Origin of the sequence: Actinopolyspora biskrensis, from assembly GCF_013408175.1 — a bacterium.
GTDB classification, from domain to species: domain Bacteria; phylum Actinomycetota; class Actinomycetes; order Mycobacteriales; family Pseudonocardiaceae; genus Actinopolyspora; species Actinopolyspora biskrensis.
Genome location: NZ_JACBYW010000006.1, coordinates 1 through 15170, shown reverse-complemented (window position 1 = coordinate 15170; position 15170 = coordinate 1). Strand labels below are relative to the sequence as shown.

The 15170-nt window shown below is 68.8% G+C and carries 13 protein-coding genes; 6 read left to right on the top strand and 7 right to left on the bottom strand.

Features of this window, described 5'->3' with window-relative positions:
- Window positions 1–88 precede the first annotated feature (88 nt).
- The 4 genes from pucD to FHR84_RS15675 form a co-directional block, all read right to left on the bottom strand.
- Entirely contained in the window at window positions 89–2407 is a 2319-nt protein-coding gene (gene pucD, locus FHR84_RS15690; RefSeq protein WP_179536288.1) for a xanthine dehydrogenase subunit D, read from the bottom strand.
- A 91-nt stretch (window positions 2408–2498) separates the two neighbouring features.
- On the bottom strand, window positions 2499–3908 hold the full coding sequence (locus FHR84_RS15685; protein WP_179536287.1) for an 8-oxoguanine deaminase: 1410 nt from the start codon (window positions 3906–3908) through the stop codon (window positions 2499–2501).
- Window positions 3905–4411, bottom strand: coding sequence for a (2Fe-2S)-binding protein (locus tag FHR84_RS15680; RefSeq protein ID WP_179536286.1), 507 nt, complete (start codon window positions 4409–4411; stop codon window positions 3905–3907). The genes FHR84_RS15685 and FHR84_RS15680 overlap by 4 nt, the downstream gene beginning before the upstream one ends.
- Window positions 4402–5310, bottom strand: coding sequence for an FAD binding domain-containing protein (locus FHR84_RS15675; protein ID WP_179536285.1), 909 nt, complete (start codon window positions 5308–5310; stop codon window positions 4402–4404). Before FHR84_RS15675 ends, FHR84_RS15680 begins: the two co-directional genes overlap by 10 nt.
- A gap of 373 nt (window positions 5311–5683) precedes the next feature.
- Between FHR84_RS15675 and FHR84_RS15670 the strand changes: the two genes are divergently transcribed.
- The 4 genes from FHR84_RS15670 (at window position 5684) to FHR84_RS15655 (ending at window position 10216) form a co-directional block, all read left to right on the top strand.
- A complete protein-coding gene (locus tag FHR84_RS15670; protein WP_179536284.1) occupies window positions 5684–7210 on the top strand; it encodes a PucR family transcriptional regulator ligand-binding domain-containing protein in 1527 nt (508 codons plus the stop codon).
- Window positions 7211–7571: 361 nt separating this feature from the next.
- Window positions 7572–8822 carry a type III PLP-dependent enzyme gene (locus FHR84_RS15665; RefSeq protein WP_179536283.1) on the top strand — a complete coding sequence of 417 codons (1251 nt, stop codon included), beginning with the start codon at window positions 7572–7574 and terminating at the stop codon, window positions 8820–8822.
- A 76-nt stretch (window positions 8823–8898) separates the two neighbouring features.
- Window positions 8899–9297: an adenosylmethionine decarboxylase gene (gene speD, locus FHR84_RS15660; RefSeq protein WP_179536282.1), complete on the top strand. Its 399-nt coding sequence runs from the start codon at window positions 8899–8901 to the stop codon at window positions 9295–9297.
- A 40-nt stretch (window positions 9298–9337) separates the two neighbouring features.
- Window positions 9338–10216 (top strand): spermidine synthase, encoded by an 879-nt coding sequence (locus FHR84_RS15655; protein ID WP_179536281.1) that lies wholly within the window; start codon window positions 9338–9340, stop codon window positions 10214–10216.
- 126 nt (window positions 10217–10342) lie between these two features.
- On the opposite strand, the gene FHR84_RS15650 is transcribed toward FHR84_RS15655, so the two are convergent.
- A complete protein-coding gene (locus FHR84_RS15650) occupies window positions 10343–11506 on the bottom strand; it encodes a hypothetical protein (protein WP_343075300.1) in 1164 nt (387 codons plus the stop codon).
- 131 nt (window positions 11507–11637) lie between these two features.
- Between FHR84_RS15650 and rbsK the strand changes: the two genes are divergently transcribed.
- Window positions 11638–12531, top strand: a complete 894-nt coding sequence (gene rbsK / locus FHR84_RS15645; protein ID WP_179536637.1) for a ribokinase — start codon at window positions 11638–11640, stop codon at window positions 12529–12531.
- A 117-nt stretch (window positions 12532–12648) separates the two neighbouring features.
- Here the strand turns inward: rbsK and FHR84_RS15640 are convergent, their stop codons facing one another.
- The gene (locus FHR84_RS15640) at window positions 12649–13017 is read right to left on the bottom strand and encodes an Lsr2 dimerization domain-containing protein (RefSeq protein ID WP_142077769.1); all 369 of its coding nucleotides are present in this window, start codon (window positions 13015–13017) and stop codon (window positions 12649–12651) included.
- 387 nt (window positions 13018–13404) lie between these two features.
- Between FHR84_RS15640 and FHR84_RS15635 the strand changes: the two genes are divergently transcribed.
- Window positions 13405–13899, top strand: coding sequence for a histone-like nucleoid-structuring protein Lsr2 (locus FHR84_RS15635; RefSeq protein WP_179536280.1), 495 nt, complete (start codon window positions 13405–13407; stop codon window positions 13897–13899).
- A 407-nt stretch (window positions 13900–14306) separates the two neighbouring features.
- Here FHR84_RS15635 and FHR84_RS15630 read toward each other — a convergent pair whose 3' ends face one another.
- Window positions 14307–14531 (bottom strand): hypothetical protein, encoded by a 225-nt coding sequence (locus FHR84_RS15630; RefSeq protein WP_179536277.1) that lies wholly within the window; start codon window positions 14529–14531, stop codon window positions 14307–14309.
- Between the last annotated feature and the right edge of the window lie 639 nt (window positions 14532–15170).

Below are 15170 nucleotides of genomic sequence, written 5' to 3'. Positions count from 1 at the left end.
TGTGGACACGGGTGTTCCTTTCGTGGTGGGGGAGGCGCTGCTACGTACGCTCGCGCCGTTCGGTACGCGGGTTCCCGCGTGGGAGGAATCACTCGACGATGTGGTCCGGACCCACCGGGACGTGGTCCAGCGCCTTGCCGGTGGCCGCGCGGATCGCGGCCACGACGGCCGGGGTGGAGGAGATGGTCGGGGGCTCGCCGACCCCGCGCACCCCGTAGGGGGCGTTCGGGTCCCCGCGTTCGATGACGTCCACGTTCATCGGCGGCATGTCGAGAATCGTCGGGATGAGGTAGTCGGTGAAGGAGGGGTTGTCGATCCGGCCTTCGCTCACCTGGATCTCCTCCATGACGGCGAGCCCGAGCCCCTGGGCGGAACCGCCCTGGATCTGGCCGACCACGGAGTCCGGGTTCACGGCCTTGCCCACGTCCTGCGAGCAGTCCAGCTGCACGACCTTGACGAGGCCGAGCCCGGTGTCCACGTCCACCACGGCGCGGTGTGCCGAGAAGGCGTGCTGCACCTGCGCGCGCTCGCTGGAGCCCTGCTCGTCCAGCGGGAACGTCTCGCGGTGGTGGTACTCCCTGGTCTCCTCGATCACCTCGTCGCCGAGCACGTCCGCCAGGTCGGCCAGCACTCCCGAGGTCTCCGAGACCACCTTGCCGCCGGACAGGGAGAGCCCCGCGGCGGGTTCGCCGAGTTCCCGCGCCGTCAGGTCCAGCAGCTCCGCGCGTACCGCCCGGCAGGCCGCCTGCACGGCCCCTCCCGTCACATAGGTCTGCCGGGATGCCGAGCTGGAACCGGCCGGGCCCACCGAGGTGTCGTTCGGATGGATGTTGACCCGCTCCACCCCGAGCTCGCTGCGCGTGATCTGCTGCTGGACGGTGACCAGGCCCTGGCCCACCTCGGCCGCGGCCGTGTGCACCATCGCGATCGGCTCCCCGGCGATGACCTGCAGTCGCACCCGCGCGGTGGAGAAGTCGTCCGCGCCCTCGGCGTAGCAGACGTTCTTGATGCACACGCCGTACCCGATTCCGCGCACCACGTCCTCCCCGTGGGTGGTGTTGGACGCGCCACCGGGCAGGTCGCGGATGTCCGGGTCGGAGGCCTCCGCCGCCGAGGTCTCCGGCAGGGGCAGGTCCCGCACCCGCCGCAGCAGCTCCTCCACTGGAGCCGGGTAGTCCAGCACCTGGCCGGTGGGGGTGGACTCCCCGCGGCTGATCGCGTTGCGGACGCGGAGGTCGACGGGGTCCATGCCGAGCCGCTCGGCCAGCCGGTCCATCTGGGACTCGTAGGCGAAGGCGGGCTGCACCGCCCCGAGTCCGCGCATGGCCCCGCACGGCGGGTTGTTGGTGTACATGCCCCAGCCCTCGATCCGGACGTTGGGGACGACGTACGGACCGACCCCGAGGGTGGTTCCGTTGCCCACCACGACCGGCGTCTTGGACGAGTACGCGCCGCCGTCGAAGTACAGCCGCGCCCTGACGAAGACCAGGTCCCCCTCGCTGGTGGCCCCGTGCTCGTAGTACATGGTCGCCGGGTGCCGGTGCACGTGGCCGAAGAAGGACTCCGCGCGGTCGTAGACCATCTTGACCGGCCTGCCGGTGCGCAGGGCGAGCATGCACACGTGCACCTGCATGGACAGGTCCTCGCGGCCGCCGAAGGCCCCGCCCACACCGGACATCGTCATCCGCACCTGCTCCGGATCCAGCCCGAGGGCCGCCGCGGTCTGCTTGCGGTCGGTGTGCAGGTCCTGGGTGGCCAGGTACAGGTCGACGCCGCCGTCCTCGCCCGGGATGGCGAGCCCCGCCTCGGGCCCCAGGAACGCCTGGTCCTGCATCCCCACCGTGTAGGTCCCGGACACGATCACGTCCGCCGCGGCGTCCGGGTCGCCCTTGACGATCGGCTGGTAGCGCACCGTGTTGCCGCCCGGGTGCACGGCGGGAACCGACTCCTCGTGAGCCGCCCGTTCCGCGTCGAGGACCGGTTCGAGCACCTCGTAGTCGACCTCGACCAGTTCCAGCGCCCTCCGCGCGGTCTCCGGGTGGTCGGCCGCCACCAGCGCCACGGCCTCACCGCGGTAGCGGACCACGTCGACGGCCAGCACCGGCTGGTCGACGTCCTTGAGCCCGTACAGGTTGCGGCCCGGAACGTCGTCGGCGGTCAGCACCGCGTGGACCCCGGGTGTTCGCAACGCCGGTCCGATGTCGATGGAGCGGATCCTCGCGGAGGGGTGCGGGCTGCGCAGCGTCGCACCCCAGATCATGTTCTCGGCCCACAGGTCGGAGGCGTAGGCGAAATCGCCGCGCACCTTCAGCGCCGCGTCCGGGCGCTGTGGGGATTCCCCCACTCCGCCTGCGATTTCCTCCTCCAGGTCCTGCGGACGGTGGGCGGGGGCGTGCGTGTTGCTCATCGAGCCACCTCTTCGCGCGGGTGTGTGCGTGTTCGCCGTGGGGATGCGTGGCCGGGCGGGACAGCTCCGGCGGCCGGTCGGTGCGGTGGGCTCATCCGCCCCTCCTCGTTCCGATCCGGGCGCAAGCGCGACGCAGTTCCGCCGTCAGGTCCCGTTCCGACTCCCGGACGAGCCGGGAGTCCTCGACCAGCGTTTCGCCGCCGCGCAGCAACCTGCGCAGTGGTGGCAGCGGGCCGAGTGCCAGGGCGGCCACCGGGTCCCCGATCCCGGCGTGCCCGAGGCCGTCCAGGTCCCACAGGGCGATGTCGGCCAACTTGCCCGGTTCGAGCGAGCCGAGTTCGGACTCCCTGCCCAGGCAGCGCGCTCCGCCCCTGGTGCCCATCCACAGCGCGTCGCGCACCGACAGCGCGTCCGGGCCGTGCTCGGCGCGGCCGAGCAGCAACGCCTGCCTCAACTCGTCCCCGAGTCGTCCGGACTCGTTGGAGGCCACCCCGTCGATCCCCAGCCCGACCGGCGCGTGCGCGTCCAGCAGGGGACGTATCGGGGCGGTGCCCGCTCCCAACCGCCCGTTCGAGCTGGGGCAGTGAGCCACTCCGGTGGCCGTCTCGCCCAGCCGGCGGACCGCCCGCCCGGACAGGTGCACACCGTGCGCCAGCCACACGTCCTCGCCGAGCCAGCCGACCCGCTCCGCGTACTCGACCGGATCGCAACCGAACTCCGCGGCGCACCTGTCCAGCTCGTCGGTGGTCTCGGCGAGATGCGTGTGCAGCCGCACCCCGTGCTCGCGGGCCAGTTCCGCGGAGCGGGTCATCAGCTCCGTGCTGACGGAGAACGGCGAGCACGGGCCCACGGCCACGCGCAGGCGGGAGCCGAACCCCGGATCGTGGAATCGCTCCACGGCAGCGGCAGTGCCCTCCAGGGCCGACTCGGTGTCCTCCACCGCGGAGTCCGGGGGCAGTCCCCCGGCGGACTGCCCCCGGTCCATGGAGCCGCGCACCGCGTGCAGCCGCACGCCGATGCGCTCGGCTCCGGAGACCACGCCGCCGAGCACGTCCCCACCCGTGCGAGGGAACACGTAGTGGTGATCGGCGACCGTGGTGCATCCGGACAACGCTGTCCAGCCCAGTCCGGCAGCGGATGCCGAACGGGTCAGGTCCTCGTCGATGCCCGCCCATACCGGGTAGAGCTCGGTGAGCCAGCCGAACAGCGTCGAGTCGACCGCGTAGCCGCGCGTCGCCCACTGGTAGAGGTGGTGGTGCGTGTTCACGAGCCCCGGGGTCGCCAGACAGCCGGTGCCGTCGACGCGCCGCACCTCCTCGTTCTGCGGCGGGGCCGGTCCGGGGCCGACCGAGCGGACGAGTCCGTCCTCCACCACCACGTGCCCCTCGGGGTACTCGTCGCCGATCCCCGAGCCCCCGGGGGCGGCGCCGTCGACGGTGACCACCGCGGCCCCTTCGATCACGGTTCGCCGGGGGAAGCCCCGCTCGTCGATGGCGCTCATGTCAGCTGCTCCCCGGAGGACTCGCCCGAGCCGGTCGCGGGGGAGCCGCTCCCGGCGGCGGTGCGCACCGCGGCCATGATCTTCTCGTAGCCGGTGCACCTGCACAGGTTCCCCGCCAAGGCCTCCCTGATCTCGGCGTCGGAGGGCTCCGGTACGCGCTTGACCAGGTCGTCCGCGGCGACCAGCAACCCCGGGGTGCAGAAGCCGCACTGGACGGCCCCGGTGTCCACGAAAGCCCGTTGCACGGTCGAGAGCTCGTCCTCCCCGGCGAGTCCCTCGACGGTTCCGACTTCCCGCCCCTCGGCCTGGCCCGCGGCGACCAGGCAGGCGCAAACGGGAACGCGGTCCAGGTACACGGTGCAGGAGCCGCACTCGCCCTGTTCGCAGGCGTTCTTCGACCCGGGGAGCCCGAGTCGCTCCCGCAGCACGTACAGCAGGCTCTCGCCCTCCCACACGTCGTCGGCGGTGGTGGCGCGGCCGTTGATGGTCAAACTCAGGCGCATCCTTGCCTCCCGGAGGTTTCGGTGCCGTTGCGGTACTCGTCCCAGGCCCACCCGAGGGTTCGCCTGGCGAGCACGCCCAGCGCGTGTGTGCGGTACCGGGCCGTGCCACGTACGTCGTCGATCGGTGCGGCGGCCCGCGCGACCAACTCGCCGAAACGTCCGATCACCGATTCGGGCAGCGGATCGGGACGTTCCCAGCGGCCGTTCTCGGCCAGTTCCCCGGCGAGGAACTCCTCGGCCTCGGTGGCCGATCGCGGAGTCGGGGCCACCGAGCCCAGTCCGGTTCCCACGGTCCCCCGCTGGGGGTGCAGTGCGACGGCGAAGGTGCACACGGCGATGACCATCGCGTTGCGGGGGCCGATCTTGGAGAACTGCTGCGGACCGGTGGCCGCGGGCACGTGCACGGCCGAGACGAGCTCGTCGTCGGCGAGGGCTGTTCGCTTGACCCCGGTGAAGAAGTCGGAGACGGGCAGCGTTCGGGTTCCGCGCACCGACTCGAGCTCGATCTCGGCCTCCGAGGCGATCAGCGGCGGGTGGCCGTCCCCGGCCGGAGAGGCCGAAGCCAGGTTTCCGCCGAGAGTGCCGCGGTTGCGGATCTGCGGGGACCCGACCGTGCGCGATGCGATGGCCAGGCCAGGCAGACTCGTCCCCAGCTCCCCGATCAGGCGGGAGTAGGGCACCCCCGCCCCGATCCGCAGCACGTCGCCTTCCGGGTGTGAGTCGCGCGACCACTGTGCGAGTCGCTCGATGCGAGTCAGGTCGAGCAACGTGGTGGGGCGGCGCTGGTCGAAGTTCAGCTCGACCATGACGTCGGTGCCACCCGCGATCGGCGTCGCGTCCGGGTGGTTGGCCTTTGCCTCGAGAGCTTCGCTCCAGCTGGCCGGTCGAAGGAAGTCCACTTGTCTCTCCAGATCACAACCCGGGACAGGTCGTTGGTTGTGACCAAGTACACAGCCCGGCCGCCCGTGCTGACTAGCGGTGGAAAACATGAATCAAACCATCGGTGAACGGGTGGTGTTCGTGGTTTCCTACAACCGCGACTCGGAGGTCGCGCGGGTTGGTTCGCGTGGCGGGTCCTCTCGCGGTCTCGCCGCTTTCCCGCGGCCCGGTCCGGCCGGGCGAGCGCTCGCCCGGTTCACCGAGCGGAGCGTTCGGGTGCGGGCGTGCGGCTCGGTCCGTAGCGTTTCCCGGGGATGACGTTCTCGTGCGATCCGCGTTTCGCGGGCCCGCACCTCTTGCCGTCGCCCCCTGACCGCTGACTAAGGTGCGCGCGTGCTTCTCGGCGATCTGCTGGACGATTCCCGGCTCGGTTTGAGCCTGCTCACCGGGCGGGACCGACTCGACCGGGCGGTTCGTGGCGTCTACATCACCGACCTGATCGACCCGCGGCGCTACCTGCAGGGCGGCGAGCTGGTGCTCAGCGGACTGGTCTGGCACCGCGACGAGACGGACTCGGAGGCCTTCGCCGCGGCCCTGGCCGAGTCGGGGGTGGCCGGGCTGGTCGCGGGCACGGCGCGGCTGGGCAAGGCCCCACCCGATCTGGTCGAGGCCTGTGCGCGGCACGGGGTGCCGCTGTTCGAGGTCCCGGTGACGGTCAGCTTCAACACCCTGTTCGAACGCGTGCTCGGTGCGGTCCGCGACGAGCCCGCTCCGCGCCGGGACCTGGTCGCGGATGTGGCCGCGGGCGCGGACCTGACCAAGGTGCTCGCCGCGGCAGCCGCCGAGCTCGGCACGGACTGCTGGGTGTGCTCGGCCGTGGGCTCGGTCGTGGCCGGTCACGGTGAGCTGTCCGTGGAGGTGCTGCGCTCACTGGTGCGGGAGTTCCTGCGGGCGGAAAGACTGCCGAGGACGGTGTGCCCCGTGGAGGGGGCGACCTACGTGCTCCGGCCGATCGGGGCCGGAACGGAGTCCCGCCCCGCGAGGTGGTTCCTCGTGCTGCCCGGTGGTCAGGAAGCGGGGGCGGCGGAGCGCGGTTCGGTCTGCGACGAACTCGCGACCGCCGTCGCTCTGCTGCGCACCAGGCTGGAGGAGGGACGCCGTGCCGCGAGCCGCCCGTTCGGCGCGGCCGTCCGGGGGCTGCTCGACGGTTCGGTGGACTCACGTGAGGCGGCGGCCCGGCTGGGTGAGGCCGGAGTGCCGTCGGAGGGCTCGCTGTGCGTCGTCTCGCTGGACTCGGGCGGAACCGCCGCGGCCTCGGTCGAGCTGATGCGCGAGATCGCCGCGGCAACCGGGTTGCCCTCGGTCACGGTGGCGACGGACGTGGGGGCGCTGGCCGTTTTCGCCGAGGGGGAGCGGGGGCGGACGGAACCGGCCGAGCTGGCCGGGTGGATGCGGCGCACGCTCACCGACCTCGAGTACGCCGCCGAGTGGTTCTCCGTGAGCGTCGGGGTCAGCGATCTCGGGGACGCGGGCGGGCTGCGCGGGCTCGTCGAGGAAGCCGGGTACACCAGGCGGTTGGCGCGACGACGCGGGCAGCGCTGCGGGATAGTCACGGCCGAGGACCTGGTTTCGCACCAGGTGCTGCTCTCCGCCGTGCCCGACGAGCTGCGGCACTCCTACCGGCAGCGACTGCTGGGGAGTCTGCTGGCCTACGACAGGAGCCACCACTCGGAGCTGGTGCACACCCTGCGCACTTTTCTGGAATGCTCCGGTTCCTGGTCGCGTTGCGCGGAGCGGCTGCACGTACACGTGAACACGCTGCGTTACCGAATTCGGCGGGTGGAGGAAATATCCGGACGTGATCTGGGCGACTTTTCCACGCGGGTGGACTTCTACCTCGCGCTCCAGATAAACATCTGAACCTTTCTCGGAATAGATCCCTTCCGCGTGGGATCGCGACGAGCCGCTCCGGCGGACTGACGACCGGTGGTGCCTCCGGTCCGTCCGTGACGAACGACACGGCGGAAATGGCGAGTGCCGCGGCGACGTGGAGCGCTTTTTGATCACTCGCCGTGGCAGTTGTCACAATCGATTCCGCTGTCCGGGGGAAGCCTGCCGTGTGATTGGAAAAAGCGCCTCCATCGGCGGTACCGTTTCTGGTCGGCGCACGGCAGTCCCTGCGGCTCGGTCCTCCTTCGAGACCTGCTTCGGGTCGGCCCTGGCCGGATTGGTGTGTTCCCCGCGACGGCCCGCCAACGGCCGAGAAACGGAGGTTTCGGGATTGACCGACCTGTCCGCCACCAACGCTGTGACGGACCGCCCTGGCGGCGCCGCTATCACCGATCACTTCGCGATCGGCGGGTACTCGTCCGCTGAAAGCGCATCCGAATCCGTTCGCGAGTACCTGGATAGCCAGCGACCCGCGACCCCGTGCCTGGCCCTGGACCTGGCCGTCGTCCGTGATCGTTACTCGCGGCTGCGTGCCGAGCTGCCCACCGCACGGATCTGTTACGCCGTCAAGGCCAATCCCGACCCCCGCGTCGTCGCCGAACTCGTCTCCCTCGGAGCCTCCTTCGACGTGGCCAGCCCCGGTGAGATCGACCTCTGCCTGCGGCAGGGGGCCGCTCCCGAGTCGATCTCCTACGGGAACACGATCAAGAAACCGGCCGACGTCGCCCACGCCCACCGGAAGGGCGTCCGGCTGTTCGCCACGGACAGCGCCGCCGACCTGGAGAACATAGCCGAAAACGCCCCGGGGTCCGGAGTGTTCTGCCGGATAGCCGTGGACAACACCGGGTCGCGGACCCCCTTCGGCCGCAAGTTCGGGTCCTCCCCCGCCGATGCGGCGCTGCTGTTGGGGCGCGCAGGCGACCTGGGACTCGACCCCCGCGGGGTCTCGTTCCACCTCGGATCGCAGCAGCTGTCCACGGAGGCGTGGGAGCACGGTGTGGCCGCGGCGGCCGAGACCTTCCGCGCCTTCGACCCCGGTAGCGGCCCGCGCATGCTCAACCTGGGCGGCGGGTTGCCCGCCACCTACACGCAGCCGACTCCGGACCTCGCGGAATACACCGGAACGGTGCGCGCGACGCTGCGGCGCCACTTCGGGGAGCAGCCCCCGGAACTGCTCGTCGAACCGGGACGGTACCTGGTCGGGGACGCAGGCGTGCTGCGCAGCGAGGTCGTCCTGGTGTCCGAGGACACAACCGGCCGGGGCAGGTGGGTTTACCTGGACGCGGGACGTTACAACGGTCTCGCGGAGACCGAGGGGGAAGCGATCACGTATCGGTTGCGCACCAGCCGCGACGGCGACCCGGTGGGGCCTGTCGTGCTGGCCGGACCGACGTGCGACGGCGACGACGTGCTCTACCAGCACACCGTCTACGAACTGCCGACCACCCTCCGCGGTGGGGACAAACTCGATGTGCTCAGCGCGGGAGCCTACACCGCGAGCTACTCCTCGGTCTGTTTCAACGGGTTCGATCCGTTGACCACTTATTGCTTCGACAGTGCCGAGACCACCGAGCGAGCGTGAACGACCGCCGGAGCGGTCCTGGCTCGTTCGAGGGAGATTTTCAGCAGGAATCTGCGAAATGTTGGGAGGTCGATAGATGTCAATTGACGCCGGAACCCTGCAACCCGTCGGTCTGTTCACCGGGCAACACGTCCTCGCCGAGCTGGAGGGTGTGGCCGCTGAACTGCTCGATGACGAACGGTTCCTGACCGATGCGCTCAACAGCGCGTTGGATCGTTCCCAGGCCACGGTGTGCGACGTGATCTCGAAGCGATTCGAACCGCAGGGTGTGACCGTGCTCGCACTGCTGTCGGAATCCCACGCTTCGCTGCACTCCTACCCGGAGAACGGTTCGATCTTCGTCGACGTGTTCACCTGTGGTAATCGGGCACAGCCCGAGCGTGCGGTGCACCTGCTCGCCGAGGCACTGAGTCCGACGAACGTGAACTGCCGGACGATCCGGCGTGGTCATGACTACGAAACCGGCCTCACGTGAGGACGTGTGTCCGGCCGGACTCAGCGCAAAGGAGCGGGAGTTGATCGAGCTCGACGGCAAGCAGTGGATTCAGGAGCCGCTCGGTGCCGACATGCGGCGGCTCTGGCGCATCGACGAGGTGTTGTGGGAAGGCGACACCGATTATCAGCACGTGGTCGTCGGTCGCACCGGCCAGGGGATCGCGTTGTTCTGCGACGACGATCGGCAGAGCACCGAGTTCTCCCAGCTGGTCTACCACGAGGCGATGATGGTGCCCGGCTTCCTGCTCGCGGAACAACTCGAACGGGTGCTGATCGTCGGTTCCAGCGAGGGAGTGGCGAGCCGGATGGCCGTGCAGGCCGGGGCGAGCCGCGTGGATCACGTGGACATCGACAGGGAGTGCGTGCGCGTGTGCGCGGAGCACCTCCCGTACGGGTACCGCAGTGCCGATCTCGCCGACCTGGAAGAGGGAAACGGTCCGATCACCCTGCACTACACGGACGGGTGGAGTTTCCTGGACAAGGCGATCGGCACTGGGCAGCGCTACGACCTGGTGGTCGTGGACCTCCCCGACGAGCGAGCCGAGGACACCGACAGTCAGCACAATCGGCTCTACGGTGAGGAATTCATCCGCAGATGCCAAGCGGTCCTGGCGCCGGGAGGTGTCGTCGGCTTCCAGGCCGGGAGCCCGACCATATGGCGAAACACCACACTCACGAGGGCATACAACCGATTCCGGACCGTGTTCGACACGGTCACCTACTTCGGTTCGGACGAACACGAGTGGGCCTTCCTGTTCGGACGTGTCGAACAGCTGGACGACCCGGTGAACGTCATGCTCGACGCGCTGCCGAAAAGTTCCTACGAACCGGAGACGGTCGACGACGCGAGTCTCATCGGTCTGACCGTTCCGCCTTACTCGGTGCGTCACCAGGAGTGACGGTACACGGCATCGGTCCGTGAGCGCGGTCTCGACCGACCGGTCGAACTCCGTGCTCACGGAGCGATGCTCGTTCGGGCCCTACTCCCCGGCGGGGAACCGGCCTTCCGGGCCCGACCGGTCCGATCAGGCCGTGTAGGGGTGCTCTCCCAGCTCGGAATCCCCCGCCCTGTTGAACCACTGGTCGAAAGCCAGCCCCCGGTCACGCAGCCGCTGCTCCACCGATTCCACGTGCTCCGCGGAACCCCCGGACTCCTCCTCCGAGGCGGAATCGATGGTGAACAACTCCTCGTAGGCCCTGTCCGGGCAGGCGTGCGTGATGAACTCCTCGAACAGCGGCTCGCTCTCGTCCCAACTCATCAGTTCGGTGGCTTCCAGCACGACCCGCGCCTCGTTGACGAACAGGCGCAGCGCCAGCGACTCCGCCACGCAACGCGGCACCCGCCAGAAGCTGCCGGTGAGCCTGGTGGCGACCACGGCGGAACTCAACAGCAACGACCGCGTGAAACGCGCGTCGTAGTTGTGCTGGTAGCAGGGCGGAAGCTCCTCCAGCACGAGCAGTCCCACCGCGCCGTCGGCGGTGGCGTCGTTGACGGTCAACGCCAGCTCGTCGTAGAAGAGCTCGTCGGTGACGACGCTGACAGCGTGTATCAGCGCTCCCGCGGCCACCTCGGCCCGCTGGTCCCCGTGCTCGGGACGACCGAACACGGCCCCCGTGAACGCACGCAGTCGCTCGGCGAGACCGCGCAGCCTGTCCCGCCAGTGCTCGGTCTCGGGTTCGGAGCCGCTCGGAACGAGCTGCTCCCGCTCCGCGGAAGTCTCCTTGCCCTGCTGCCACGAAGTGGATTCGGGGATTTCGGCCTGTTCGAACGCCTCCTCTATCTCGGCCTGCAGCCTGGCGTCGGCCTCGCTGAGCGGTTCGCCCGCGTTCTGCTCGGCCGCTGCCAGGCTCTCGTTGAACTCGTCCTCGGTAATCTTGACCTCGGAGTGGGTCAGCGCCCAGTGCTCCAACACCTGACTGTCGGCGAGGACCTCCTGCACCACGTTGGCGGCGGCCGTCTCGGCCGCCTGCAGCGAAGGAGCGTCGACAGCCAGCATCACCGTCGCCCCGTCGGGACCGACCTCGATCCGGTAGTCCAGCACATCGATGTCCTCCGCTTCGGGGCCAGCAACGCCCTCGACCCGCCCGAGCTGGTGATCCAGCAGGGACACCACGCCCTCCTGCTGAAGCGGGTCGAGTTTGGAGATGTCCACCGGAGGCCGTAGCCCCGCAGTCACTACGTAGTCCACCGCGTCTCGTCCTCTTTCCAACTCGTTGCAGGCATGGTACGTGCTTGTGGCAGTGCGGATGCGCACGACGCGCCAACGGCCCTCACCGTCCGAGCTCCCGGGGAATCGGAGATCATAGCCGCGTGAACACGGTGACGGTATTCGGTAGTTGCAACATGGACCTGGTCGCTTACGTGCCCGTCGCTCCCCGGAGCGGGGAGACCGTGCACGGACGCGCCTTTCGCACTGTTCCCGGAGGAAAGGGAGCCAATCAGGCCATCGCCGCGGCCAAGGCAGGCGCCACGACCCGGTTCGTCGGTTCCGTGGGCACCGACGGGTTCGGCGAACAGATCCGCGACACACTCGCGGGGACGGGTGTGGACACCGCGGGGTTGCGCACGGTCGAGGGGAACAGCGGAACCGCGCACATCGTGGTCGACGACGAAGGGGCCAACTCCATAGTCGTCGTCGCCGGCGCCAACGCCTCGACGGATCGGATCGACGGGGAAGCGGAGGGGCTCATAGCCTCCTCGTCGTGCTTGCTGATGCAGTTGGAGACCCCGCTGGAGGGAGTGGAGGCGGCGGCGGAGGCGGCGGCCGCGCACGGTGTGCGGGTCGTGCTCACCCCGGCACCCGCCGAGCCGTTGCCCGAGTCCCTGCTGTCGAAAGTGGACCTGCTGGTGCCGAACGAGCACGAGGCGGCCGTGCTCACCGGACAGGAGGACCCGGAGCTCGCGGTGGAGGCACTGCTCCACAGCGTCGAAGAGGTCGTGATCACGCTCGGGGAGCGGGGAGTGCTCTACGGGAACCGGACGGGGAAGCGGTTGAGAGTGCCGGCCTTCCCGGTGCGGGCCGTGGACACCACAGCGGCGGGGGACACGTTCGTCGGCGCGCTCGGAGCGGCCCTGGCCGGGGAGGAGTCCGTGGAACGGGCCCTGCGCGAGGGGTCGGCGGCAGCGGCCCTGTCGATCGGGCGGGAGGGGGCGAGCAGCTCCATGCCTTCGGCGGCGGAGATTCGTGAATTCTTGGAGAACGACGCGAACTGAGCGAAAAACGATCACATTCGGCTCGTCGTCGTGCACGTAATGCTTTCGGTCTTCGGTCTCCGCCGGCGGGCGGGTGTACGAGCGATGTCGCTCCACCCGCCCGCGTCGGGAGTCGCCTCACTGAGCTTTGTCGTAAGCTTCCACGATCTCAGCGGGAATGCGACCGCGGTCGGAAACCTGCATGCCCTGCTGCCGGGCCCATTCCCGAATGGCCTGATTGCGTTCGCGGTCGGCGGCTTTCGGCGCCTGCGAGTTGCCGCTCGACTGACGGGTTTTACCGCCCTTGGTCGACTTTGCGGTGCGCTTACGGCCACCGGTGCGGCGAGCGCTGGAAAGATAAGGGGCCAGCGCATCCCGCAGATCGGCAGCATTGTCGGCCGACAGGTCAATCGTGTAGTTGACCCCATCAAGACCGAACTCGACGGTGGACTCTGCTTCCGAACCGTCGACGTCGTCGACGAGTTGAACCGTTACCTTCTGCGCCACTGCTAACCCTCGATTCCGGATCGTTTTCGTCGGTCATCCACAGCTTACGACGAAGCGCGGCAGTACAATAAACTAACGTCGTGCGATTGTCGCGAGCGGCTCTGTGGTCCTGTTGTGGAGTGACCTCGGTGACATGTTCAGCTATGTCCCGCGGGGGTGGTGGAGGCAACCCGGAGTGCCGCACCGAGAGAGCGCGGGAGTCGAGTAGTATTGGTTTTCACGAACCGACTGCGTGGGCATGGGTGGTTTACGGCCTCACGTGAGGTTGTTCTATCGTTGAGTACGAGACAACTGTCCGGCCGCGTGCTATAAAGTAAGTGTCGGTCGGAGATGTCTACCGGCAAGTGTCGCGGAGCGAGACGGGGCACGTTCCCGAAACAGGTGATCATGGCCGAGCGGATTCAGGTCGAACTCGTCGATGACATCGACGGGTCCGAAGCGCAGCAGACAGTTACTTTCGCCATGGACGGCGTGAGCTATGAAATCGACCTGAGTGAACAGAATGCGCGGAAGTTGCGCGAGTTGTTCGGGCCGTACATCAAGCAGGCGCGCACGGCGCAACAGCAGAACAAGCGGCAGACCACCCGTAAGCAGGAGCGCGAGGGGCGACAGGCCAGGAAGGCCAACCGCAAGCTCACCGAGGAAATCCGTGGTGCCGCTCGTCGGACCAAGGAGCAGTACCAGCAGGATCGTCCGGAGCCGGACCCCGTCTCCGAACAGGTGAACACCGAGGAGCAGGAGCAGGACTCGCTGCTCGAACAACCGCTGTCCTTCTCCCCCGGCGAAGAGCCCGAGCCGTCGCAGCCGGCTCAGGAGGAATCCGAGGAGGATCCCAAGGTCCCCGCGGTGTCGCTTCCGCAGTTCTCCTCGGCCAGCGACTGACACTCGGTCACCGGTCGGTGCGAACAGCTACGGCTCGGGTGGGCTCCACGCGGTGGTCGCGGAACGGGCGCTCCCTTCCGTGAGGATTCCGTGTCGTGGCCGCGTGTCCTCCGGATGAACCTCGTTTCGTCCTCGTGCGGGTGCGTCCGCTTTTCGTGGGGGAAGCGGACGCTGATTCGTCGCGGTCGGGTTTCGAAGCCGCCGTCCGGGGAGAGCGGGCATCCCGAACGGCGGCTCCCGTGGTGCTCTCGCGGACGGCCCGGCGACGGGGTGCGAGGCCGTCCCCGTCGCCGGGGCGACCGTGCCCGATCCGGCGGGAGGTTCGGGCAAGCGACCACCCGGGAGAACCGAGCCGGGAGAACCGAGCCGCCGGAGTCCGCCTCGTCATCCCGGGCGGAAGACCCGGATCAGTCCTCCGCCCGGTGACGGCGTCCCTTGCCGCGCCGGTTCACCTGGGGCACCTGCTCATCGGCGCTGTGCGTGCCGCCGGAGTCGCTCTCGCTCTGTTGGCTCTGTTCGTGGGCACTTTCCAGGGAGGCGAGGAACTCGGGTGGAGCGCTGTGTGTCCAGTGATCCTCTTCCGGATCGATCAGCGTGTTCCGCAGCTCTGTGTATATCGGTGTCGAATCCACTGCTACCCCCGTGGTCGTGTTCCAAGATCGAGGCTACCGCGCTCGACGGCGACAGGCCGAGGTGTGGACGATAATCACTCGAAGGAGAGTACTCCATCGGGCCGCGCGTGGGGACTCGTGCGGTCGCGTGGCCGGTCGAGCGCCGGAGCTCGACCGATTCGCGCCATTCGTGCTGTTCGCCCCGTGTTGTGCTGGTGTTTGTGTGGTGGTGGGGGGTGGGTGTGTGGGGGTGTGGTTGGTGGGGGTAGTGTGGTGGTTGTCGGCACGGCGGGAACTGCTGTGGAGCTTGCGGGTTTCTTCGGTGGTTGTGGTTGTGTCTGGTGTTGGTATAGCTGGAGATTGCTGATGCTTTCTGCGCCCCGGTGTGTGTGGGGTGTGTGGGGGTGTTAGGGTTTCTGGTGTTGTTTGGTTAATTGAGTTCGTTCTGGTGCCTGGTTTCTCCGGCGTGGCTGCGTGTTGTGCGTGGTGGTGTTGGGGAGTGTGCTGGGGTGCCCCCGGGTGTGGGGGTGCTGTGGTGGGGTGCTAGGGTGGATGTGCATTGGCCGCGGGGTCCGCACGGTTTTGTGTGGGTTTTGTGGTTGGTGTGCCTGCCGGTTGGTGGGTGTGTTCTTTGAGAATTCAACAGTGCCTTGACGCGTG

What these genes read in the sequence shown, in the direction of transcription:
- pucD (WP_179536288.1), bottom strand. Translation starts at nt 2,407, where the DNA reads ATGAGCAACACGCACGCCCCCGCCCACCGTCCGCAGGACCTGGAGGAG.
- FHR84_RS15685 (WP_179536287.1), bottom strand. Translation starts at nt 3,908, where the DNA reads ATGAGCGCCATCGACGAGCGGGGCTTCCCCCGGCGAACCGTGATCGAA.
- FHR84_RS15680 (WP_179536286.1), bottom strand. Translation starts at nt 4,411, where the DNA reads ATGCGCCTGAGTTTGACCATCAACGGCCGCGCCACCACCGCCGACGAC.
- speD (WP_179536282.1), top strand. Translation starts at nt 8,899, where the DNA reads ATGTCAATTGACGCCGGAACCCTGCAACCCGTCGGTCTGTTCACCGGG.
- FHR84_RS15635 (WP_179536280.1), top strand. Translation starts at nt 13,405, where the DNA reads ATGGCCGAGCGGATTCAGGTCGAACTCGTCGATGACATCGACGGGTCC.